The following is a 22,935-nucleotide window of genomic DNA, read 5'->3' on the forward strand; positions in this document are numbered from 1 at the left end:
AGGTGGGAGGACTGCAGGATCGCCGCCGGAAGCGTCCGGCGACGATCGGCTGCCGGCGCGGGCCGGCGAGGTGGAACGGCCGAACCGCGGGATCGCTGCGGTCCGGGACGCTTCGCCGCGCGGAGGCCGCGGGTTACGCCGCGCTCTGCGCCGTTCGGCAACCGCAGGCTGCATCCCGGCTTGACCGCGGTGGCGGCGGTCCGCATACGCCGCCGGTCCATTCCGGGAGACACGCGATGCAGTACCGCCCCCTCGGCCGCTCCGGCCTGAAGGTCTCGCCGATCTGCCTCGGCACGATGATGTTCGGCGGCGCCACCGACGGGCCGACCGCGGACCGGATCATCGGCAGCGCGCGGGACGCCGGCATCAACTTCCTCGACACGGCCGACGTCTACAACGAGGGCCGCTCCGAGGAGGTGGTCGGGCGGGCGATCGCCACGGATCGCCCCGCCTGGGTGCTCGCCACCAAGGTCGCCAACCCGATGGGCCCGGGCCCGAACGACCGCGGCCTGTCGCGGGTCCACGTGATGCGCGCCGTCGAGGCGAGCCTGCGCCGCCTCGGCACCGAGTGGATCGACATCTACTACCTGCACAAGGAGGACCACGACACGCCCCTCGCCGAGACCGTGCGGGCCATGGGTGACCTGGTGCGCCAGGGCAAGATCCGGCATTTCGGTGTCTCGAACCACCGGGCCTGGCGCGTCGCCGAGATCTGCCGCCTCTGCGACGAATTCGGCATCGACCGGCCGGTGGTGAGCCAGCCCTACTACAACGCCCTGAACCGGATGCCCGAGACCGAGCACCTGCCGGCCTGCGCCCATTACGGCCTCGGCGTGGTGCCCTACTCGCCCCTCGCCCGCGGCGTGCTCACCGCCAAGTACGATCCCGACGCGCCGCCGCCGGCCGACACGCGCGCCGGGCGCCAGGACAGCCGCATGATGCAGACCGAGTGGCGGCCCGAATCCCTGCGCATCGCCCGCACGCTCAAGGAGCATGCCGAGGCCCGCGGCATCACGCCCGGCCAGTTCGCCAGCGCCTGGGTGCTGAACAACCGCCTGATCACCGCGGTGATCGCCGGCCCGCGGACGGAGGCGCAATGGGCCGATTACCTCGGCGCCCTCGATTACCGCTTCACGCCGGAGGACGAGGCCCTCGTGGACGGGCTCGTCGCCGTCGGTCATCCCTCGACGCCGGGCTACAACGACCCGGCCTACCCGATCGAGGGCCGCCTGCCGCGCAGCTGAGCGGGATCCGGCGGGGCGCGGCTATCGCGACCGTCCGGATCCATCTTGGCGGGATACCGAATCGACGCGGGCGGTTGTCCCGGGCGACCCCCGCCCGGCATCCCGGCCATGCTCATCTCGCTCCTCGCCGTCCAGGCCCGGCCTCCGGGCCTGCTCGGGACCGGCAGGGTCCGGGCGGCGCTCGCCGCGGCCGAGGGCTGGCCGTCCCGGGCCGCGGGGGCAGGGCGATCGGCGTGGCCGACCGCCCGGTCCGGGCGCATCGGCGCCGTCGCGCCGGGCGCGGCTTGAGGAGAGCGCATGGCGCGGTTCGACCGACACCGGAGCCGGGCGGCTGAACTTGCCGGAGCCCGTGCTATAGCGCGTCCGGAGCCGGCCGCCGTCCTGCGCCGGCACCTGCTCCGCCTCCCGCCATCCCGCTCCCGGACCTCCGACTCCTCCCGCATGCCGATTTCTCCCACCGGTGTCGTCTACGGCCTTCCCCCGGCCGAACTGGTCGACGTGCCCCACGATGCCCTTCAGGTCTCGCCGCTGATCCCGGGCTCCGCCCGGCTCGAGGATTGCGCGCCGGGCAGCCTGGAGCGGGCGATCGTGCTGACGCCGCCCGGCACGCTGGAGCGCCGCTACGTGCTGGCCCTGGCGCTCGCCGCCCTGCGCCCGGGGGGCGCCTTGACGGCGATGGCGCCGAAGGAGCGCGGCGGCGCGCGCCTCGCCAAGGAACTCGGCGCCCTCGGCTGTACCGTCGCGGAGGAGGCGCGGCGCCATCACCGCATCTGCACCCTGGCCCGGCCCGAGGCGCCCGCCGGCATCGAGGCGGCGATCCGGGAGGGCGCCCCGCGCCACATCGACAACCTCGCGCTCTGCACGCAGCCCGGCATCTTCTCCTGGGATCGGCTCGATCCCGGCAGCGCGCTGCTGCTCGCGACGCTCCCCACGCTGCGCGGGCGCGGCGCCGATCTCGGCTGCGGCCTCGGCGTGCTGGCCCGCGCCGTCCTCGATTCGGAGGCGGTGACGGCGTTGCGCCTCGTCGATATCGATCGGCGCGCCGTCGAGATGGCCCGACGCAACGTCTCGGATTCCCGGGCCGAGATCGTCTGGGCCGACATCCGGGCGCGGGATCCGGCCCTGGCGAAGCTCGACTTCGTGGTGATGAACCCGCCCTTCCACGACGGCGGCGCCGAGGATCGGGCGCTCGGTCAGGGCTTCATCGCCCGCGCCGCCGAGGCGCTGCGGGCGGGCGGGACGCTCTGGCTCACGGCCAACGCCCATCTGCCCTACGAGCGCGGCCTCGCCGACCTCTTCGCCAGCGTGACGCTGAAGGCCTCGGCCAACGGCTACAAGGTCTACGAGGCCCGGCGGTGAAGGCGACGCGCCTCGACAAGCTTCTGGCCAATCTCGGCTACGGCTCGCGGCGCGAGATCCAGGGCCTCGCCCGTGCCGGCGCGATCCGGCTCGACGGCGCGGCCCTGCGGGACGCGGCGGCGCGCATCCCCCTCGCTCCGGACCTGCCCGACCGCCTCACGGTCGACGGCGGGGCGCTCGATCCGCTGCCGGGCCTCTGCCTGATGCTGCACAAGCCGCTGGGCGTCACCTGCTCGCACAAGGAGGCGGGCCCCCTCGTGTACGGGCTGCTGCCCGAGCGCTGGCGCCGCCGCGACCCGCCGCTCTCGACGGTGGGGCGGCTCGACAAGGACACCTCGGGTCTGCTGCTCCTGACCGACGACGGCGCGCTGCTGCACCGGATCATCGCCCCGAAGGCCAACGTCGCCAAGCGCTACCAGGTCGGCCTCGACCGGCCGCTCCGGGGCGACGAGGGCGCCGCGCTCGCCGCCGGAACCCTGATGCTGGAGGGCGAGGACACGCCCCTCCTGCCGGTCGCCTTCGAGGCCCACGCCGCCACCGCCTGCGCCGTGACGCTGACGGAGGGCCGCTACCACCAGGTCCGCCGCATGTTCGCCGCGCTCGGCAACCACGTCACTGCGCTCCACCGCGACCAGATCGGCGGCCTCGACCTGCCGGCGGATCTGGCGCCGGGGGCCTACCGGGTGATGGGCGCGGAGGACGTGGCCCGAATCTTCGGTGCTTCGTGATTCCGCCGAGGGCTCAAGTTTCGCGGCGAGCGATACCTTCGAGACGGTTGAATAGCTCGTGGAGCGGGGTGTTGCCCTGAATTGGATCGATTGTTTTATCGTCAGCTTTGGATTTCGCGGTAATCACCGCGTCCATCAGATAGTCGCCCAGCCTCCGATAAGCTTCGAAATCGCTCTCCGTGAAGAACTGATTGAGGGTTGGCTCATGGGGAAAATTTTTTCGTCTGGCTCGCATGGCCAGCAACTCGACCGGTGCGGCGTCCGGAAGCCATGATTTCAGGTAGGCGATCCGTCCGGTCTTCTTGGATCTGTAGGTGACGGTTGCGAACGCACCCTGCACATTGAGCATTCTGTCGCCGACGCGGATCGGCTGCAGGAACGTCACTTCCGCGCCGCAATCGATGCGCGCGTAGTTCAGGGCTCGGGCGAGATCGTCATAGGCGTAGGTCTGGTCTTGGCCGGCATCCACGACGAGCATGAGTCCGCAGTCGCGACGCAGCATCTCGTACAGGCCCAGATTGTCGAAATGCCCGCCATCCGAGAGGTAGATGTAATCCTGCCGGTCGTCGGAACGGCCCGTGAGATCCGATAGGAGAGCGCGGACGGCGTTGCGCGGTCCCGAACGGCGCAACTCCTTCGCCGTCATCTGGGATTTTCCGACGACGGATGACAGCTGCGCCGAGAGCCACCCACGCCAGTCCTTCGGACGCTTCACCGTCTGAACGAAGTCCATGCCGGGATTGGGAAGCCACGCACCGAGGCGGACGTTGAGAAGCGTCATCACGAAGGCTGTCAGTGGTGAGGAGTGGTAGCCCATGTTCGGGCTCGCAGCAGCGCCGGAGATCGCGACGGCTGTCCCCAGGCTGATGCCCTTTCGCTTGTCCTCCCGGCCTGTCTCCCGCTCGCTGCCGGCGTAGGCGCTGGTCAGGGCGTAGGCGCCCGGAGGCCGGCTGCCGGACAGCGGCACCCGGCCGAGCGAGGCCGAGCCGCAGCGCAGGGGCGTGATGGTGAAAGAATCCGCCTTGCGTTCGGCGCTGGCGGTGCCGATGCCGCTCGTTCGGTTCAGCGCGGTGTTGATGACCGGGAAGAGACGTGCCGGCGACCGGTCGGTGAAGGCGTCGGCCATTCGGATGTTGTCCTGCGGATCGAAGCCCGTGAAGCAATCCGGCCTGCGGCTTGAGGGATTGCGGGCGGAGCCGAGAAACGCGCGCATCAACCGGTTCCGGTAGACGGCATGCATCGAGAACCGGTTGAGGTTGATCAGCGCCCCGAGCGTGAGCGCCAGGGCGACGAGCCCGGCCGCAGAAAGGAGGCAGACGGCGAAGACGCGCCAGAGACCGGATCCGATCAGGGTGGCCGTGATCCAGCCGATGCCCTGCGCGACACCCTGGCCGATCAGCGCGAACAGGGCTGCGGCGAACGCGACGATGCCGACATTGGTCAGGATCGCGAGGGCGCCGTCCGTGAGTTTGGAGGCCGTGTCGCGCGCGGCAAAAGCCGTCCGCGCGCTCCGTCCTATCCAGGCCACGAGCCCCCCCGAGGCGAGGCCGCCGCCGGCGGCCGCCTTGAGGGCGCCCGGGCCCAGAGTTGCCAGGATCGAGCCGCCGACCACGATGACAGCACCGCCGGCTGCGCCGGCCAGCACGACGACGAGCTTGATCCCGTTCAACCGCGCCAACCATTCGCGATCGAGGTCGCCGCGCAGGCTCTTGTGCCGCAATGCGACGTAGACCGTCGTTCGCAGGGACTCTGCGAGGGCGACCCAGAGCGGACCGGCGATCGCGACCCAGTACAAGCCGGCATCGCGTGCGAGGCAGAGCCCCCACCACAGCAGGAGGCTTGAGACGAGGGCGCTCGTGAGCCACGGGTAGAGCCCTGCGCGGAAGATGATGAGATGATCTTTCCGGGCATCGGACGCCTGCAGGCGCTGCCCGATGTTTCGCCAAGCCAGACCGTAGGCGAGCAGGCAGACCGCGAAGCTGAGGGTTGGCAGGAGCAGGAGGCGCGTGTCGAAGGCGCTCGGATATCCAGGGCGCGGAGGCTGGACGCAGCGCGCGGTGACGGGCGGCTCTGGAGCCGCGCAGCACGGTGCGATGCAGGACGCCGTGACCGGACAGGTCGGCGTGGCCGCGGGGTGACAGGGCGACAGCGCTGCCGGGTAAAAGACGGCGTGGGCATGTCGGATCTGGGCCGGCGATACGGTGTACTTCACGGCCGCTGCCGGTACGAGCACGCACCACGCCAGGACCGGCAGCACCGTGACGGCGCAGAGTTGCTGCGAGGTCTTCCCTGAGCAGGCCGCCGGCTTGCCCGCATCCTCGCCGTCCTGATGTGTATGGGTCGGTAGGTTGATGATCACGGCGTAGACGCCGACTAGGAGGCAGAGACACGCCGCGATAACGATCGCGGCCTCGACAGGCCACGGCGGTGGCGCTTCGAGAAGGGCGGCGATGCCCGCGAAATGGAGCAGCGGTGCCGCGGCGATCGCGCCGAAGACCGGAAGGAAGATGAACCAGTTGACCAGCGTGTTGCGCGCCCAGAGCAGAAGGCCCGCGACCGTGTCCAGCGACAGCAGGCCGGCCTGCGGGGTGAGGAAATTAGCGTAGCCGCGCAGGCGCCGCAGCGGCTCCGCCTCGCCCTGCGAGGCACGCGCCCCTACGACCTTCTCGACGTCAGCGATCGAGCGACCGTCGGACCCGGGGGTCTGATCTGCGATGACGCGGGTCAGCCAAGCTCCGGTGTAGCCGCCTCCCGAGACGGTGGAGAGATAATGGAACTGGCCGAGAAGCGAGTGACGCTGATCCGCCAGCGCGCGAATGACCCCGAGGCAGAGCGCTGCGCTGCGGACACCGCCGCCCGAGAGGCAGAGCGCCGTGGGCTGCTCGTCCGGTGCGAGGGAGAGGACCGCCCGTTCTTCTGCACAAGCCGTCGTCCAATCGACGATCGTTTCCGACGTGCGCGGCGATGGGGGGACTTCGCTCATCATCGCCTCTCTCAGCCGCGCCGCAGCGCGAAGCGCAGGCTCTCGGCCAGCACCCGGCGGCAGAAGGGTTGGCTCAGCAGGGCATTCCCACCCTGCGGAATCCGCGTATGGTCGTGCTGGCTGATACAGGCGACGAGCATGGTCGACAGGGCGGCGCGCTTGCCGGGATCGGCTGCCGCGGTCGCCGCGGACGCCTCCTTCCCGCCGACCAGCGCCACCAGCAGCGTGCCGTACTGGCTCAGGATCATCGCGTAGGCGTCGTGGCCGATGACGCCGTTGGCGTAGGCTTGGCAGGCGGCGTAGAGCCCGTCGCGCAGGGCGAGCACGCCCTCACTGCGGCCTTCCAGCGGCGTGACGGCTTCGGTCCTGTCGGCGGTGAAACCCCCCTCGCCCGAGCCCTGAGGCAGCGTGACCTTCACGGTCCCGCTGTTCTTCTGCCCGAAGGCGATGGCGTAGTCGGGGCTCGGCTCCGTGCAGACGATGGGCAGGAGCGAGCCGTCCGCTCCGGGGCGCAAGCGCTCCGTGACGAGGCGCAGGTTGCCCGTCGTCGCGAGCGTCGTCGCGCCGCCGAACTGGAGCTGGGTGACCTTCGCGCTCGGCGAGTCGCAGGCCGAGAGCAGGCATGCCAGAAGGCACGCGGACACGATGCGCATGGAAGCCCCCTCCCGAATGCGGCGCGCGACGGGTTATGTCTGTCTTCGCCAACCGTCTCGACTGGGCGACCACGCGGCAAGTCAGGCTTCGCGGGCCGAATCTGGCCGAGACTGTTAACTTGAGATTAACGCCAAAGTCTTTCGCCGTGCAAGACCGATCCGTCGTCCCGGGGGGGCGGCCTGTGGATCCCGCCGGCGACCGCGGCGGCGCCGCATCGGCTTGCCTCGCCGGCGCCGCTCTGCTATGGCGCCCGCCATCCCACACGCGGAGCCGGCCTCATGCCTGAATGAGGCGTTTCCGGTGGCTGGCCTTTACGGGCCGGTCGCTCCTCCGCGGCGGTATCAACCGGAGAGCACACAAGTCATGGCCGTCGATTTCTCTATGCGTCAGCTCCTCGAGGCGGGCGCCCATTTCGGTCACCAGTCCCACCGCTGGAACCCGAAGATGCAGCCCTACATCTTCGGCACCCGCAACAACATCCACATCATCGACCTCGCCCAGACCGTGCCGGCGATGCACCAGGCGCTCCAGGCCGTGAGCGACACCGTCGCCAAGGGCGGTCGCGTGCTGTTCGTGGGCACCAAGCGCCAAGCCGCCGACACCATCGCGGAGGCCGCCAAGCGCTCGGCCCAGTACTACGTCAACTCCCGCTGGCTCGGCGGCATGCTGACCAACTGGAAGACCATCTCGGGCTCGATCTCGCGCCTGCGCAAGGTCACCGAGACGCTCGAGACCGGCGGCCCCGGCCTCACCAAGAAGGAGCGCCTGATGCTGTCCCGCGAGAAGGACAAGCTCGAGAAGGCGCTCGGCGGCATCAAGGACATGGGCGGCGTGCCCGACCTGCTGTTCGTGATCGACACCAACAAGGAGCAGCTCGCGATCAAGGAGGCCAACCGCCTCGGGATCCCGGTCGCCGCCATCGTCGACACCAATTGCAACCCGGACGGCATCACCCACATCGTGCCGGCCAACGATGACGCGGGCCGCGCCATCTCGCTCTACTGCGACCTCGTCGCCCGCGCGGCGATCGACGGCATCTCCCGGGCCCAGGGCTCGTCGGGCGTCGATCTCGGCGCCTCCGAGGAGCCGGCGGCCGAGGAGCTGCCGGCCAACGACGATGCGGCGGTCTCCGTCGAGTCGGGCGCCCTCGATCCGGCCGACGTGGCGATGCTCGCCGAATCGACCGAGCATTTCGAGCTGCTCGCCGCCCCGCGCGGCGCGCCCGACGACCTGACCAAGCTCAACGGCGCCGGCCCGCAGATCGTGCAGAAGCTCAACGACGCGGGCATCTACCATTACTGGCAGATCGCCGCGATGGGCGCCGACGACGTCGCCAAGGTCGATGGCGACCTGAAGCTCAACGGCCGCATCGCCCGCGACGGCTGGGTCGATCAGGCCCGCGGCTTCGTCGAGGCGGCCGCCGCCGCCTGACCGCTTCCGGCGTCTCGCGCCGTCCCGTTCGGACGGCGCGGATCCTGAACGATCGCGGGCCCGGCGCTCCCAGAGCGCCGGGCCCTCTTATCTCGATCGGTCCCGGACGCGGCGCGGCTGCGCGGGGCCAACCGATTTTCCGCTGTCGCATTCCCGTCGCGCGAATCCCCACCGACTGCGCGCCGGACTGCCTTCGATGACGAAAGGACCGGCCATGGCCAACATCACCGCCGCGATGGTGAAGGAACTCCGCGAGAAGACCGGCGCGGGCATGATGGATTGCAAGGGCGCCCTCAACGAGACGCAGGGCGACCTTGAGGCCGCCGTGGACTGGCTGCGCAAGAAGGGCCTCGCCAAGGCCGCGAAGAAGGCCGGCCGCGTCGCCGCCGAGGGTCTCGTCGCCGTCGAATCGTCGGGCCACCACGCCGCCATCGTCGAGGTGAATTCCGAGACGGACTTCGTCGCCCGCAACGACGCCTTCCAGGCCTTCGTGCGCGAGGCCGCCAAGACCGCCCTCGACACCGACGGCACGCTGGAGGGTCTCCAGGCCGCCCATTTCCCGGGTGATGCCGAGACGGTCGCCGACAAGCTGCAGAGCCTCATCGCCACCATCGGCGAGAACATGACGCTGCGCCGCGTCGCCAAGCTCGACGTGACCAAGGGCGTGATCGCGAGCTACGTGCACAACCAGATCACCGAGGGCCTCGGCAAGATCGGCGTGCTCGTCGCGCTCGAATCCGAGGGCGATGTCGATGCGCTCTCGACCCTCGGCCGCCAGATCGCCATGCACGTCGCCGCGACCAATCCGGTGGCCCTGGACGCCTCGGGCGTCGATGCCGCGACGCTGGAGCGCGAGTCGAACATCCTGCGCGAGAAGAACGCCGGCAAGCCGGACCATGTCCTGCAGAAGATCGTCGAGAGCGGGCTGAAGACCTACTACAAGGAGGTCACCCTCCTGGAGCAGCCCTTCGTGCACGACGGCTCGAAGACGGTCAGCCAGGTGCTGAAGGAGGCCGCCGGCAAGGTCGGCGCCCCCGTCGCCCTCACCGCCTTCGTGCGCTACGCGCTCGGCGAGGGCATCGAGAAGGAAGAGGGCCCGGACTTCGCCACCGAGGTCGCCCAGCAGGCCGGCCGCGCCTGATCCGGCGCCCGCGGCGATGAAAGATGGGGAAGCCCCGGCCGCGAGGCCGGGGCTTCCTGCGTTCAGGGTCCCGGCCCGCGCCCGCGTCACACCGGGTCCCCCTGATCCCGTCGGACCGATGGGATCGACGGCCGCGGCTCCCGCCCCGATCGACCGAATGGCCTGTCAGCCCTCGAGCCGGAACCGGTCGATGTCGCGGAGCAGCGCCGCGAAGGCCCGGGCGCCGTGCTCCAGCGCGGCGATGCCCGCCGCAGCGGTGCCGAGACGGGCATCGCCGATGGCGCCCGCCGGGTTGAGGTCGCCCGCCTTCCAGGCGAAGGCGGCGGGCCGGCCGGCGCTCAGATGGGTGAAATCCCCGCGCATCCGCAGGGTCCGCGACGGGAAATCGGCGATCCGGTCGGTCCGCACGAGGTCCGGGCGCAAGGCCAGCATCAGGGCGGTCTCGATGCCGCCCGCGTGAATGCCGTGCCGGACCTCGTCCTCGGGAAACACGCCGTCGGGGTATCCGAACCGGGCCCAGGCGGTCGTCACCGCCACCAATCCGCGATCGCGCAGGGCGCCCGCGACGAGGTCGATCAGGGCGCTGTTGCCGCCGTGCGAGGTGACGAGCACGATCTTGCGGCACCCGGCCCGATGGATCCCCGCACCGATCTCGGTCCAGGCGCGCAACGCCGTCTCGGCGGTGAGCGTGAGGGTGCCCGGGAAGGCGTCGTGCTCGTCCGACTTGCCGATGGTCTGGACCGGCAGGACGAGGGCGTCGATCTCGGGCGGCACGAGGGGCCCGAGCCGGCCGAGATAGCCCTCGGCGATGATCGTGTCGGTGGCGAGCGGCAGGTGCGGGCCGTGCTGCTCGGTGGCCGCCACCGGCAAGATCGCGATCGTCCGGCCCATGTCGCGGGCGCCGATCTCGGCGGTCGTCAGGTCGGCCCAGGCGCGCAGCGGCATCGTCTCAGGTCAGGCTCCCCGCCGCGGCTCGGCGGCCGGGGGAGCCTACCACGTCGGCGGCGGCGAGGCCTCAGGCGAAGAGGGCGTCGATCGAATCCTGGTCGGTCTCCGGGCCGTCCTTCTGGGGACCGTTGAGCAGGAGGCGCTCGGCCCGCGCCCGGCGCTCGGCCTCGGCGGCGTCGACGCCGGCCTCGTCGCGGGCCCGGACCGCGCTGGCGAAGCGGGCCAGCCGCAATTCGAGGTGGCGCAGGGCCTCGACCACCTTGGAGATGCGCTGGCCGGTGATGTCCTGGAAGGCGCAGGCCTCGAAGATCGTGTTGATCTGGACCTCGACGGCGTCGCGGTACCCGGCATCGTCGGGCAGGGAGAGCACCGTCTCGGCCGCCTCCATGATGGAGTTGGTGGCGCCCGCCGTCGCCGCAAGCACGTTCCCGAGCTCCTCATGCGCCATCGGGATGCGGTCGCGCGTGATCTCGTTGGCCCGCAGGGCCGCGATCTCGCCGCGCACGTGACTGATGTAGTCGGCGATCTCGATGAGTTCGCTGACCATCGAGTGGGGATTGCGCCCCGGGGCTTTGCCCGGGGCCGATTTAGCTGCGTAACCCATCGTCTGTCCTCGAACTCGTGATCCCGACCGGTCGCGTGGCCGTGGCGTGATCATGCGCGCCCGAACCGGGCGGATGGATCGGGGCGGGCGGCGCTCAGGCGCCGCAGACGGCCTCGATCTTCGACTTCAAGGTGGCGGCGTTGAAGGGCTTGACGATGTAGTTGTTCACGCCGGCCTTCTTGGCCGCGATGACGTTCTCGGTCTTGGACTCGGCCGTGACCATGATGAACGGCGTGGTGCGCAGGGCCTCGTCGGCGCGGACGTGGCGCAGCAGCTCGTAGCCCGTCATCGGCTCCATGTTCCAGTCGGAGATCACGAGGCCGTACTTGCGGTTCTTCAGACGCGCCAGGGCGGCGGTGCCGTCGGAGGCGTCGTCGACCTCCTCGAAGCCGAGCTGCTTCAGGAGGTTGCGGATGATGCGGACCATCGTCTGGTAATCGTCGACGACGAGGATCGGCATGCTGAGGTCGAGGGCCATGGACGGGGACTCCGTAGTGTTCCGAGGGGAGCGGCCGAAGCTCCCGCAAGTCTCATCGGGGTGAAGCGCAATCTCTGGACGCCTCGTGCCAGGGAAAATAGACGCGTTCGGATTGCGAAGCGGTTAACCCGCATCGCTTGACCCCAGGACCGCTTTTCGACAGGGTCCGCCCCGTTTCCGGACCCTCCGAGCGAATCCCGCAGAACCCGATGGCGTCAGGCGACGAGACGGCCGCACGGCCCTTCACGATCTGCCGCCCGGACGAGCCGGTCCCGCCTGGCCTCGCCGGCGCGATCGCGGCGATCGGCAATTTCGACGGCGTGCATCGGGGGCACCGGGTGCTGGTGGAGGCGGTGCTGCGGGAGGCGGCTGGCCGTCCCGCCGTCGTCCTCACCTTCGAGCCGCACCCGCGGGCGTTCTTCGCCCCCGATGCGCCGATGTTCCGCCTGACCGGTCCGGAGGCCAAGGAGATCGTCTTCGCCCGCCTCGGGCTCGACGGGCTGATCCTGCGCCGCTTCGATGCGAGCCTCGCGGCCACCGGCGCCCGCGCCTTCGTGGCCGACCTGCTGAAGGCCGAACTCGGGCTCGCGGGCGTCGTCGTCGGCCACGATTTCCATTTCGGGCGCCGCCGCGAGGGCACGCCGCCGGTGCTGGCCGAACTCTGCCGCGAGATGGGGCTCGGCTGCCGCATCGTGCCGCCGGTGGTGCTGGAGGGGGAGGACGAACCGATCTCCTCGAGCGCGATCCGCCGGGCTCTGGCCGCGGGCGATCTCGCGCGGGCCAACGCGCTCCTCGGCTACCGCTGGTTCGTGCTGGGCGAGGTCCGTCACGGGGACAAGCGCGGCCGGATCCTCGGCTACCCCACCGCCAACCTCGCACTCGCCGATTGCGACCTCGCGCACGGGATCTACGCGGTGCGGGCGCGCCTGCCGGACGGGTCGCTGCGCGACGGCGTGGCGAGCTACGGACGCCGGCCGACCTTCGACGACGGCGCGCCGCTGCTCGAGGTCAACCTGTTCGATTTCGCGGGGGATCTCTACGGCCAGAGCCTCGCCGTGGAACTCGCGGCCTACCTGCGCGGCGAGGAGCGCTTCGCCAGCGCCGAGGCTCTGATCGCCCGCATGGATATCGACGCCGCCGAGGCGCGGGCGGCGCTCGCGGCGGACGGCACAGCCTCGATGCTCGGCTGAGCCGGGCGAGGCGAGTGGGCTTCCCCCGGCGCCGGTGCTAAGACGGCTCGGACGCGGGCGGAGAACGGGCGGGGATACCGGGCATGCTGGGTCGGTACGAGCGGGGCGCGAGCGGCGAGGCGGTCGTCGAGTACGGCGACGGCACCATGCGGGTGGTCAAGCCCGGCAGCTACGTGCGCTGCGCGGTGACCGGGGAGGCGATCCTCCTCGACGCCCTGCGCTACTGGAGCGCCACGCGGCAGGAGGCCTACGCCTCGCCCGAGGCCGTGATGGAGCGCCTGCGGCAGACCGGCCGGCCCTGATCAGCCCGGCAGCACCGGCGTCTTGCGCGTCGGCAAGCCGGCCAGCACCTCCGCGCCGAGATCGAGATGGGCCTGCACCAGCGGGTGCGGCGTCAGCGCCATCCACTGGTTGAGCGAGACGTCGGCGTAGCTCGGCGCCCGGAACAGCTCTAGGAAGCGCAGCGTCGTCGTCCCGGTATTCTCGATGTAGTGGCCCATGGCGAAGGGCACGTAGCCCACGTCGCCCGCCTGGTAATCGAAAGTGCGCGCCTTCGATTCCGAGCCGAACACCGTCATCCGCGCGCTGCCGTCGATGTAGTACTGCCACTCGTCGCCGTTCGGGTGCCAGTGCAACTCGCGCAGCGCGCCCGGCTCGACCTCGACGAGGGCCGCCGCGATGGTCTTGGAGGCCGGGAACACGGTGGAATCGGTGATCCGCACGGTGCCGCCGCGGGTGCGCACCGGCTCCTGGGCCAGCATGCGGTAGCTGAAGCTCTCCGGCACGGGGCCGGCCCCGCCCATCCGGTCCGCGGCGATCGGGCCGGGCATCGGCGCCGGGAAGATGTAGCGCTCCTTCGTCGGCAGCTTGGCGAGCGCGTCCTCGGAGACGCCGAGGTTCTTGGCCAGGATGTCCCGGGGCGTGTGCGCCAGCCAGTCGGTGACCAAGAAGGTCGAATCCTCCGAGAAGCCGCCGTCGTCGAAGACGAGCAGGAACTCGCAACCGTCGACGTCGCTCTGCAGACCCTGGATCGAGTGGGGAATGCCGGAGGGGAAGTACCAGAGGTCGCCCTCGCCGACATCGTCCACGAAGGTGCGGCCGCCCGCATCGACGGCGGTGATGCGGGCGCGGCCCTTCAGCATGTAGGACCACTCGGCTTCCTTGTGCCAATGCATCTCGCGGGCGACGCCCGCCTTGAGCCGCATGTTGACGCCGGCCATCGCCTTGGAGACGGGCAGCTCGCGGATCGTGGTCTGCCGGGCCCAGCCGCCCTCCTCGAGGCGCATGTGGCTGTCGCTGAACGACCATTTCAGGTTCGGCATGGTGCCGTGGTCGGTCGCGGGCGGCGCCGTGGTGAAGGGCTCCTGCGCCTGCCGGGCGGAATTGCGCGGCCCCAGGATGTCGGCGCCCGCGCCGCCCCGGATCGGCTCGCGGCCCTCGGCTGCGGCCCCTGCCGGGCCGGCCGCCAGCGCGCCCGCCGCGGCGATCAGGCTCCGGCGCGAGATCTCGGTCATCGTGGTGTCCTGTCGGGAGGGGGCGAGCCCCACGGGTGGAGGATCGGGGGCCCGGGTCGCGGTTCCGCAGGTCAAGCCGGCATCCGCCTCGCGGATCCGGCTCGGCCCGATCAGGATCCGGTGAGGCGCGTCAGCGCGTCGAGCCGGTCGCCTCAGCGGCGGCGGGCTTGAAGCTCCACAGCTCCGTCGGCAGGGCCGCCGGTGCGTCGGGCTTGTAGAAGGCCGAGTCCTGGATATGCGAGGTGGTGACGTAGAGCGTGCCGTCCGGCCCCTCCGCGAAGGTGTCGGGCCAGCGCAGGCGCGGGTCTTGGACCACGATCGTCGGCGTTCCGCCGGCCTGCCCGAGATCGCGCACCTTCACGGCGTTCTCCTCGGGCGCCGTCACGTACATCCGCCCGTCGTGGCGCCGGATGATCAGCCCGTCGGCCGGGCCGTTCTCGCCCACCGTCTCGACCTTGCCCGACAGGCTCTTGTCCGTGAGCGTGCTCGGCACGATCGCGGAGGTGAGCCAGCCGGTGAGCGCGTCGGTGCCGATCTTGTAAAGTGTCTTGCCCTTGATCGCCTGCCAGTAGAGCGTCTTGCCGTCCGGCGAGAGGGCGATGCCGTCGGCCGCGAATTCGACGCCGCGCCCGTCGGGCCGGCGCAGGGGCTTGCCGTCGTAGGTGACCGTCACGCTCGTGTCGGGCTGCGTCGAGGGATCGCCGTCGAGGACGCGCCGGGCCCGGCCGCTGTCGAGATCGACCACCACCAGTGCGCCCCGCGCGCCCGAATCCGTGAGGTAGGCGGTCTTGCCGTCCGGGGAGAAGCGCACGTCGTTGAGGTAGGAGCCCTGGGGCGCCACGCTCTCGTCGAAGGCGATGGTCCGGGCCGGCTTGTTCGTGGCGAGATCGATCTCCACGAGCTTGGGCCCGTCCTTCACCACCTGCGCCATGGCGGGCGCCGCCGGATCGAGCACCCAGAGGTTGCCGTTCGGACCGGCGACCACGCTCTGCACGCAGACCCAGTGATCCTTGGCCGAGACCGCGTCCTTGCGGGCGTTGCGCCACGCGTTCCACTCCGAATCCGGGAAGGGCACGGGCTTGCCGTCCTTCAACTCGGCCACCGAGACCGGGCTGTCCTCGGTCCAGCGCGGGAAATTCACGAAGATGCGGCCATCCTTCGCCACGGTGACGCCGGTCACCTGATGCTCGAAGCGCGCGACCTGGGTGAGCTCGGCTCCGCCCGGCTTCGGTCCGGCCTCCTGGGCCTGGCCGGGGCCGGCCGGCATCGTCGTGGTCAGAAGGCCGCCGGCCAGAAGGGCCATCGGACGGGATGCGCGGCGGGCGCGGATCGTCGGGATTGTCATGGGAGGCTCGCGTCGAGGAATGTCGGCCTCTCAACGCAGCGGAGGGCGGCCAAGCTTCATCGCGCCGGGGCCGCCCCGTCCGGTCAGCCCTCGCGCGGCTCCGCGGCGCCCAGCGCGCTCGCCATCCGGTCGATCCGGGCGGCGGCGCCGAGGAGGCCCCGGACGAGGTCCGCCTCCTCGGCCGCGCGCGCCTCGGCGGCGCGTCCCGCCGCCTCGCGCAGGGAGGCGGCTTCCGCCTCCGCGGCGGCCATGCGGCGGCGCGCTTCCGCCAGCTCGTCCGAGAGGGTCAGCGCCGCCATCACGTGGAGGCGCATGTCGCCGATCTCGCCGAAGGCCTTGCGCATCTCGCCGATCCGCGTGCCGAACCCGGCGGCGAGCGCGGCCAGATGCGCCTCCTCGCCCTCGCCGCAGGCCATGCGGTAGCTCTTGCCGTCGATGGTGACCTGGATCTGGGGCATCGGCCTCGGGAACCGGAAGGGGCGGCAGGCTGCCGCGCGGCGGGCGGCGGCGTCAAGCGGGAGCGGGAGGCGCGCGCTCAGGAGTCCGGCGACGGGACGTCTGAGCCGTGGGCCAGCACGTCCTCGACCGCGGCGATCGCCCGGTCGAGCCGCTGCCCGACATCGCTCGCGGTGGATTCGACGGCGGCGAGCCGGGCGCCGGCCTCGTCCAGGGCCGCGGCGAGCCGCGCCCGATCGGCCTCCAGGAGCGCGAGTTCGGTGTCGCGGTCGTCCGGGGCGGCGTCCGCCTCGACGCGCCGCGCGACCCGTGCCTCCAGCCGGGTCAGGGCGGCGTCGAGGCGGACCAGGGCTTCGTCGACCGTCGTCATGGGAGGGGAAATCCGCAGCGGAAGGGGGCCTGCGGCCCGGCCCCGTCGGCGCAAGCCACCGGTGTTCCCCAATCGGCACCGGAACGCCAGCCGAAATCGCCAGGCGCGCGGCGCCGTCCGCGAAATCCCCGCAGGCCCGCTCGATCGAACGCCAGCCTCATCTTGGGGATTAGGCTCGCGGACCGCGCGGACCATCGGGTCTACAGCCGGACCCACAGCGCTCGACTTCGCGTTCGACCGACACGCCGATCGATCCCGATTGTCACGGCCTGTCGTTTGACAGGTGGGGGACCCATGTTAGACAGCCGCCGCGGCCCCGCCGGGCCTGCGGGAGCAGCCGGAAACCGACCCGTGACAACACCTTGGCCCCTGCGCGCGCCGTTCTCGCGCGCCACGCCCGCGGACCGGACGGTCCGGCGCGGGCGGCCGGGACCGGGGCACGCAGCGTCGGCCCCGGTTCATCGCCAGTTCAGCCCGCACCGGCACAGAGCGGTCCGGTCCCCGGCTGGACCGCGCCCTGCCTGTCTCCCGGCCGGTCCCGCCGCTTTTCGTTCCGGACGCCCGCTGCGTGGCGCCCCTCATCAGGAAGGAGTCACGCCGTGACCGTGAAGGTAGCCATCAACGGGTTCGGGCGGATCGGCCGCAACGTCCTGCGCGCCATCCACGAGGCCGGCCGCCAGGACATCGAGGTGGTCGCCATCAACGATCTCGGCCCGGTCGAGACCAACGCGCACCTGCTGCGCTACGATTCCGTGCACGGGCGCTACCCGGGCGAGGTTGCCGTCGAGGGCGATTTCATCATCGTCGACGGCCGGCGGATCAAGGTCACCGCCGTGCGCAACCCGGCCGAGCTGCCGCACCGGGATCTGGGCGTCGACATCGCCCTCGAGTGCACCGGCATCTTCACCGCCCGCGACAAGGCCAAGGCCCATCTCGACGCGGGCGCCAAGCGCGTCCTCGTCTCGGCCCCGGCCGACGGGGCCGACCTCACGGTGGTCTACGGCGTCAACCACGACAAGCTGACGGCCGACCATCTCGTGGTCTCGAACGCCTCCTGCACCACGAACTGCCTCGCGCCGGTCGCCCAGGTGCTCAACGCGGCCGTGGGCATCGAGCGCGGCTTCATGACCACGATCCACTCCTACACGAACGACCAGCCCTCCCTCGACCAGATGCACAAGGATCTCTACCGGGGCCGCGCCGCCGCCCTCTCGATGATCCCGACCTCGACGGGCGCGGCCAAGGCCGTGGGCCTCGTGCTTCCGGAGCTGAAGGGCAAGCTCGACGGCACCGCGATCCGGGTGCCCACCCCGAACGTCTCGGCGGTCGACCTCGTATTCACGGCCAAGCGCCAGACCTCCGTTCAGGAGATCAACGACGCGATCAAGGCTGCGGCGGAAGGCCCGCTCAAGGGCGTGCTCGGCGTCACCGACCGGCCGAACGTCTCGATCGACTTCAACCACGATCCCCATTCCTCGACCTTCCACCTCGACCAGACCAAGGTCATGGACGGCACCTTCGTGCGCATCCTGTCGTGGTACGACAACGAGTGGGGCTTCTCGAACCGCATGGCCGACACGGCCGTGGCGATGGCCAAGCTGATCTGATCGGCCGGACGACGGGCCGTCCGCCGGTGCGGGCGGCCTCCGGACGGGTCGCGGCGCTACGCCCCGACCGCCCCCGGGCGGCTCGCCGGACGCCAGGCGTCGGGGAGCCGCCATCCCGAGGACGCATCAGGCCGCGGGCGCGCTCCGTGGCGTGCCTGTCCCGCCCGAATACCGTGAGGCCCGGTGCCGCCGGCCCGACGCAGCCCCGTCGCGAGCCGGATCCAGCCCGAACGAGGATGTCCCGATGATCGATGCCGCGCCGAGCAAGCCGTCCGAACCGGGATTCATCCCGCCGACCGCGGCCCCGCCGGCGTCGCCGGCGATTTCTGCCGCCCCGCAGGCCGCTCCTCTTGTCGCGGCGCCCGGGCCCGCCGCGCCGCAGGCCGGAACCCTTTCGACCCCGTTCCTCGACCAGCTCGCCCGGATCGAGGACAAGTGCTCGCGCATCGAGGACAAGTACGCCCGCTCCGAGGCGCTGCTCTCCCGCGTCGAGGACAAGGTCGAGAACGCCTCGACGCGCATGAACGAGGCCGCCCGGCAATCCGACCTTGCCGCCCTGCGCAACGAGGTTCGGGGCCTCACCGACCGCACCCGGCGCCTGCCGGGCACCGGCGCCCTGGTGCTCACCGCCATCATCACCGCGGTGCTCACCGTGGTGCTGACCGTCGCGGTGCAGCGCCTCAACCTCGATTCCCTGCTGCCGCCGCGCGCCAATCCGGCCGCCGCCCCGCGCTGACCTCCTGACCGGACGCTGAGCCCGCATGACCGCCTTCCGCACCCTCGACGACGCCGGGTCCCTCGCCGGCAAGCGCGTGCTCCTGCGCGTCGATCTCAACGTGCCGATGGAGGGAGAGCGCGTCACCGACGCGACCCGGATCGAGCGGGTGGTGCCGACCATCCGGGAGATCGCCGACCAGGGCGGCAAGGTCGTGCTGCTCGCCCATTTCGGCCGGCCGAAGGGCAAGCGCGAGCCGAAGGATTCCCTGCGTCCCGTGGTGGGCGCGCTCGCGCAGGCGCTCGGCCGCCCCGTCGCCTTCGCGGAGGATTGCGTGGGCGAGGCCGCCGCGGCCGCTGTGGCGGCCCTCAAGGACGGCGACGTGCTGCTCCTCGAGAACACCCGCTACCACGCGGGCGAGGAGAAGAACGACCCGGCCTTCATCGACGCGCTCGCCCGGAACGGCGACGTCTACGTCAACGAGGCCTTCTCGGCCGCCCACCGGGCCCACGCCTCGACGGAGGGCCTCGCCCACCGCCTGCCGGCCTATGCGGGCCGGCTGATGCAGGCCGAGCTCGACGCCCTGACCAAGGGCCTGGAGGCGCCGAGCCGCCCGGTGATCGCGATCGTCGGCGGCGCCAAGGTCTCCTCGAAGATCGACCTGCTGCAGAACCTCGTCGCCAAGGTCGACATGCTGGTGATCGGCGGCGGCATGGCCAACACCTTCCTGCACGCGCAGGGGCTGCCGGTCGGCAAATCGCTCTGCGAGAAGGACCTCGCGGAGACCGCGCAGCGCATCCTCAAGGCCGCCGAGGCCGCCAAGTGCCGGGTCATCCTGCCGGTGGACGCCGTGGTGGCCGCGGAGTTCAAGGCGAACGCCCAGCACGAGACCGTGCCGGTGGACGCGGTGCCCGAGTCCGGCATGATCCTCGACGCGGGCCCGGCCTCGGTCGCGGAGATCGACGCGGCGATCGACGAGGCGGCGACGCTGGTCTGGAACGGTCCCCTCGGCGCCTTCGAGCTGACCCCCTTCGACGCCGCGACGGTGGCGGCGGCCCGGCACGCGGCGGAGCGCACGAGCGCGGGCCGGCTCGTCTCGGTGGCGGGCGGCGGCGACACGGTGGCGGCGCTCAACCACGCGGGCGTGGGCGAGACCTTCTCGTACGTCTCCACCGCGGGCGGCGCCTTCCTCGAATGGCTTGAGGGCAAGGAACTGCCTGGCGTCGAGGCGCTGCGGGCGCGCGCCTGATCCCTTCGGGGGTTCGCCGCCGCGGCGGCGCCCCTATCTTGCCTGTACCTGTACGCGACAAGCATTTTCTGACGGAGCTGGGACGATGGCGCGGATTACCTTGAGACAGCTTCTCGACCATGCGGCCGAGCACGAGTACGGCGTGCCCGCGTTCAACCTGAACAACATGGAGCAGGGGCTCGCGATCATGGCGGCGGCGGCGGCCACCGATTCCCCGGTGATCCTCCAGGCCAGCAAGGGCGCGCGCGCCTACGCCAACGACATCGTGCTGGCCAAGCTGATCGACGGCCTCGTGGAGATCTACCCCCACATCCCGGTCTGCATGCATCTCGACCACGGCAGCGACGAGGCCACCTGCGCCACCGCGATCCAGTACGGCTTCACCTCGGTGATGATGGACGGCTCGCTCAAGGCCGACGGCAAGACGCCCGCCGATTACGCCTACAACGTCGAGATCACCCGCAACGTCTCCAAGATGGCCCATTGGGCCGGCGTCTCGGTCGAGGGCGAGCTCGGCGTGCTGGGCTCGCTGGAAAGCGGGCAGGGCGAGGCCGAGGACGGCCACGGCGCCGAGGGCACGCTCTCGCACGACCAGCTCCTCACCGATCCGGACGAGGCGGTGAAGTTCGTGGCCGCCACCAAGGTCGACGCGCTCGCGGTCGCCATGGGCACCAGCCACGGCGCCTACAAGTTCACGCGCCAGCCCGACGGCGATGTGCTCGCGATGAACGTGATCGAGGAGATCCACCGCCGCCTGCCCACGACCCATCTCGTGATGCACGGCTCCTCCTCGGTGCCGCAGGATCTGCAGGACATCATCAACCAGTACGGCGGCCAGATGAAGCCGACCTGGGGCGTGCCGGTCGCCGAGATCCAGCGCGGGATCAAGCACGGGGTGCGCAAGATCAACATCGACACTGACAACCGGATGGCGATGACCGGCCAGATCCGGAAGGTGCTGACCGAGAGCCCCTCCGAGTTCGATCCGCGCAAGTACCTGAAGCCCGCGATGGAGGCGATGACGAAGCTCTGCCGCCAGCGCTTCGAGGAGTTCGGCACCGCGGGCCAGGGCTCGAAGATCCGCCCGATCTCCGTGGCCGAGATGGCCAAGCGCTACGCCAGCGGCTCCCTCGACCCGAAGATCGAGGCCGCACACTGACGCGGCGCGAGACGAGGACGGACACGAGAACCGGCATGGCGGCTCCCGCGACACGGCTCGCCCTGCTCACCCCGCACGGGGTCCAGGCCGGCGACCTCGAAGCCCTGGTCGGGGCCCTCGAGGCCGCCTTCGCGGCGGGTGACGTCGCCGCCGTGATCCTGCGGCTGGCGCCCGGAGACGAGCGCGGCCTGATCGGCCTCGTCAAGCAGCTCGCGCCCGTCGTCCAGGAGCGGGAGGCAGCCCTGGTCGTCGCCTGCCCGGGCTATGCGGGCGATCTCGTCAGCCTCGCGGCCCGCGGCGGCGCGGACGGGGTGCATGTCGACCGCCCGGACGACCTGCCGGATCTGCGCGGGCGCCTGCGCGATGGGCGCATTCTCGGCACCGGCGGCTTCGAGACGCGCCACGCCGCGATGGATGCCGGGGAGGCGGGCGCCGACTACCTGATGTTCGGCGGCCTCTACCCCGACGGCGCGGCGCCCGAGGCGGACGCCGTGCTGGCGCGGGCCGGGTGGTGGGCGGAGATCTTCGAGACGCCCTGCATCGCGGTGGCGACCGAGGAGGCGCAGATCCCGGCGCTCGTCGCGACCGGCGCCGAGTTCCTCGGCCTCGAGAGCGGGTTGTGGCTGCCCGGCCCCGAGTCCGTGGCCCGCGCCCAGGCCGCGCTCGCGGCCGGGACGGCGCGATGAGGCCGCGGCTCCTGACGAGGCTGCTGGCCGCGGGCCTCGCCGCCTCCGTCCACGGCGCCCATGCCGCGCAGAACGCCGCCCGCCCGCCCGCGGAGATCGGCGCGCCCGCCGCGGGCAAGCCCGCGCCCGACGGGCAGAAGAAGCCGGGGATGCGCGACCTGCCGACGCCCTACACGGCGAACTACGTGGGCGGGGCGCTGCCCGCGGCGGTGCCGGGGCAGAAGCCGGATTTCGCCTACGGCGCCTATCAGCGCGGGCAGTACGTCACCGCCTTCCGCGAGGCGACGAAGCGGATCGAGGCCGACCGCAAGGATGCCGCCGCGATGACGCTGCTCGGCGAGCTCTACAACCAGGGCCTCGGCGTCCGGCAGGATCCCGTCAAGGCCGCCGAGTGGTACAAGCTCGCCGCCGCGCAGAACGACCCGGCCGCGATGTCCTCCCTCGGCCTGATGGCGATGGACGGGCGCGGCGTGCCCAAGGATCCCAAGGCCGGCCGGCACTGGCTGGAACTTGCCGCCGAGCGCGGCTCGCCGACGGCCGCCTACAACCTCGCGCTGCTGCTGATCGGCACCGGCACGGCGCCGGACGAGGCCCGTGCCGCCACCCTGTTCCGCAAGGCCGCCGAGAGCGAGGTCGGCCCGGCCCAGCACGATCTCGGCGTGCTCTACCTCCAGGGGCGCGGGGTGCCCAAGGATCCGGCCCAGGCCGCCGAGTGGTTCCGTCGCGCGGCCGACAACGGCGATCTCGCGGGCGAGGTCGAGTTCGCGATCCTGCTGTTCAACGGCACCGGCGTGCCGAAGGACGAGGCGCGCGCCGCCCGCTATTTCCTGCACGCGGCCCAGCGCGGCAACGCCATCGCCCAGAACCGCATCGCCCGGATCTACGCGGTCGGCCGCGGCCTGCCGAAGAACCCGATCGAGGCCGCCACCTGGAACCTGATGGCCGCGTCCCAGGGCCTGAGCGACGCGTGGCTCGACCAGACCCTCGCCGGCCTCACGGCCGACGAGAAGACCCGGGCCGAGCGTCAGGCCAGCGAGCGCGCCGAGGCGCGCTGATCCGGCACGCGCCGTCGGT

22 protein-coding genes are annotated in these 22,935 nt (G+C 71.4%); 13 read left to right on the plus strand and 9 right to left on the minus strand.

The window, feature by feature from the left end; translation table 11 throughout:
• Positions 1-236: 236 nt before the first annotated feature.
• The 3 genes from ACS5RC_RS00755 (at position 237) to ACS5RC_RS00765 (ending at position 3,331) form a co-directional block, all read left to right on the plus strand.
• Positions 237-1,244, plus strand: coding sequence for an aldo/keto reductase (locus tag ACS5RC_RS00755; protein WP_478341915.1), 1,008 nt, complete (start codon positions 237-239; stop codon positions 1,242-1,244).
• Positions 1,245-1,685: 441 nt separating this feature from the next.
• Positions 1,686-2,603, plus strand: coding sequence for a class I SAM-dependent methyltransferase (locus ACS5RC_RS00760; RefSeq protein WP_478341916.1), 918 nt, complete (start codon positions 1,686-1,688; stop codon positions 2,601-2,603).
• Positions 2,600-3,331 carry a pseudouridine synthase gene (locus ACS5RC_RS00765; RefSeq protein ID WP_478341917.1) on the plus strand — a complete coding sequence of 244 codons (732 nt, stop codon included), beginning with the start codon at positions 2,600-2,602 and terminating at the stop codon, positions 3,329-3,331. Before ACS5RC_RS00760 ends, ACS5RC_RS00765 begins: the two co-directional genes overlap by 4 nt.
• A gap of 13 nt (positions 3,332-3,344) precedes the next feature.
• On the opposite strand, the gene ACS5RC_RS00770 is transcribed toward ACS5RC_RS00765, so the two are convergent.
• Positions 3,345-6,317: a hypothetical protein gene (locus ACS5RC_RS00770; RefSeq protein ID WP_478341918.1), complete on the minus strand. Its 2,973-nt coding sequence runs from the start codon at positions 6,315-6,317 to the stop codon at positions 3,345-3,347.
• An 8-nt stretch (positions 6,318-6,325) separates the two neighbouring features.
• Positions 6,326-6,967, minus strand: coding sequence for a hypothetical protein (locus ACS5RC_RS00775; RefSeq protein ID WP_478341919.1), 642 nt, complete (start codon positions 6,965-6,967; stop codon positions 6,326-6,328).
• 364 nt (positions 6,968-7,331) lie between these two features.
• Here ACS5RC_RS00775 and ACS5RC_RS00780 point away from each other — a divergent pair, with 364 nt between their 5' ends.
• Positions 7,332-8,399: a 30S ribosomal protein S2 gene (locus ACS5RC_RS00780; protein WP_478341920.1), complete on the plus strand. Its 1,068-nt coding sequence runs from the start codon at positions 7,332-7,334 to the stop codon at positions 8,397-8,399.
• A 214-nt stretch (positions 8,400-8,613) separates the two neighbouring features.
• Entirely contained in the window at positions 8,614-9,540 is a 927-nt protein-coding gene (tsf, locus tag ACS5RC_RS00785; protein WP_478342634.1) for a translation elongation factor Ts, read from the plus strand.
• A 165-nt stretch (positions 9,541-9,705) separates the two neighbouring features.
• Here the strand turns inward: tsf and ACS5RC_RS00790 are convergent, their stop codons facing one another.
• The 3 genes from ACS5RC_RS00790 to ACS5RC_RS00800 form a co-directional block, all read right to left on the minus strand.
• Positions 9,706-10,485 (minus strand): creatininase family protein, encoded by a 780-nt coding sequence (locus ACS5RC_RS00790; protein WP_478341921.1) that lies wholly within the window; start codon positions 10,483-10,485, stop codon positions 9,706-9,708.
• 70 nt (positions 10,486-10,555) lie between these two features.
• A complete protein-coding gene (locus tag ACS5RC_RS00795) occupies positions 10,556-11,092 on the minus strand; it encodes a protein phosphatase CheZ (RefSeq protein WP_478341922.1) in 537 nt (178 codons plus the stop codon).
• Positions 11,093-11,186: 94 nt separating this feature from the next.
• Complete coding sequence (locus ACS5RC_RS00800) at positions 11,187-11,570, minus strand: response regulator (RefSeq protein WP_287031636.1); 384 nt, start codon at positions 11,568-11,570, stop codon at positions 11,187-11,189.
• A 209-nt stretch (positions 11,571-11,779) separates the two neighbouring features.
• Between ACS5RC_RS00800 and ACS5RC_RS00805 the strand changes: the two genes are divergently transcribed.
• Positions 11,780-12,760 (plus strand): bifunctional riboflavin kinase/FAD synthetase, encoded by a 981-nt coding sequence (locus ACS5RC_RS00805; RefSeq protein WP_478341923.1) that lies wholly within the window; start codon positions 11,780-11,782, stop codon positions 12,758-12,760.
• An 83-nt stretch (positions 12,761-12,843) separates the two neighbouring features.
• Entirely contained in the window at positions 12,844-13,062 is a 219-nt protein-coding gene (locus ACS5RC_RS00810; RefSeq protein ID WP_478341924.1) for a DUF2093 domain-containing protein, read from the plus strand.
• Here ACS5RC_RS00810 and ACS5RC_RS00815 read toward each other — a convergent pair whose 3' ends face one another.
• The 4 genes from ACS5RC_RS00815 to ACS5RC_RS00830 form a co-directional block, all read right to left on the minus strand.
• On the minus strand, positions 13,063-14,274 hold the full coding sequence (locus ACS5RC_RS00815) for an oxalate decarboxylase family bicupin (RefSeq protein WP_478341925.1): 1,212 nt from the start codon (positions 14,272-14,274) through the stop codon (positions 13,063-13,065).
• Between the two features lie 130 nt (positions 14,275-14,404).
• Complete coding sequence (locus ACS5RC_RS00820) at positions 14,405-15,619, minus strand: SMP-30/gluconolactonase/LRE family protein (RefSeq protein WP_478341926.1); 1,215 nt, start codon at positions 15,617-15,619, stop codon at positions 14,405-14,407.
• An 83-nt stretch (positions 15,620-15,702) separates the two neighbouring features.
• Entirely contained in the window at positions 15,703-16,077 is a 375-nt protein-coding gene (locus ACS5RC_RS00825) for a cell division protein ZapA (protein ID WP_478341927.1), read from the minus strand.
• A 77-nt stretch (positions 16,078-16,154) separates the two neighbouring features.
• Positions 16,155-16,445: a DUF4164 family protein gene (locus ACS5RC_RS00830; RefSeq protein ID WP_478341928.1), complete on the minus strand. Its 291-nt coding sequence runs from the start codon at positions 16,443-16,445 to the stop codon at positions 16,155-16,157.
• Between the two features lie 599 nt (positions 16,446-17,044).
• On the opposite strand from ACS5RC_RS00830, the gene gap reads away from it, so the two are divergent.
• The 6 genes from gap (at position 17,045) to ACS5RC_RS00860 (ending at position 22,916) form a co-directional block, all read left to right on the plus strand.
• Positions 17,045-18,052 carry a type I glyceraldehyde-3-phosphate dehydrogenase gene (gene gap, locus ACS5RC_RS00835; RefSeq protein ID WP_478341929.1) on the plus strand — a complete coding sequence of 336 codons (1,008 nt, stop codon included), beginning with the start codon at positions 17,045-17,047 and terminating at the stop codon, positions 18,050-18,052.
• A 244-nt stretch (positions 18,053-18,296) separates the two neighbouring features.
• Complete coding sequence (locus ACS5RC_RS00840) at positions 18,297-18,788, plus strand: hypothetical protein (protein WP_478341930.1); 492 nt, start codon at positions 18,297-18,299, stop codon at positions 18,786-18,788.
• Between the two features lie 25 nt (positions 18,789-18,813).
• Positions 18,814-20,016, plus strand: a complete 1,203-nt coding sequence (locus ACS5RC_RS00845) for a phosphoglycerate kinase (protein ID WP_478341931.1) — start codon at positions 18,814-18,816, stop codon at positions 20,014-20,016.
• An 85-nt stretch (positions 20,017-20,101) separates the two neighbouring features.
• Entirely contained in the window at positions 20,102-21,175 is a 1,074-nt protein-coding gene (gene fba / locus ACS5RC_RS00850) for a class II fructose-bisphosphate aldolase (protein WP_478341932.1), read from the plus strand.
• A gap of 35 nt (positions 21,176-21,210) precedes the next feature.
• The gene (locus ACS5RC_RS00855; protein WP_478341933.1) at positions 21,211-21,861 is read left to right on the plus strand and encodes a thiamine phosphate synthase; all 651 of its coding nucleotides are present in this window, start codon (positions 21,211-21,213) and stop codon (positions 21,859-21,861) included.
• Complete coding sequence (locus tag ACS5RC_RS00860) at positions 21,858-22,916, plus strand: tetratricopeptide repeat protein (protein WP_478341934.1); 1,059 nt, start codon at positions 21,858-21,860, stop codon at positions 22,914-22,916. Before ACS5RC_RS00855 ends, ACS5RC_RS00860 begins: the two co-directional genes overlap by 4 nt.
• The last annotated feature ends 19 nt before the right edge of the window (positions 22,917-22,935 follow it).

The organism is Methylobacterium sp. HJ2 (assembly GCF_056431005.1).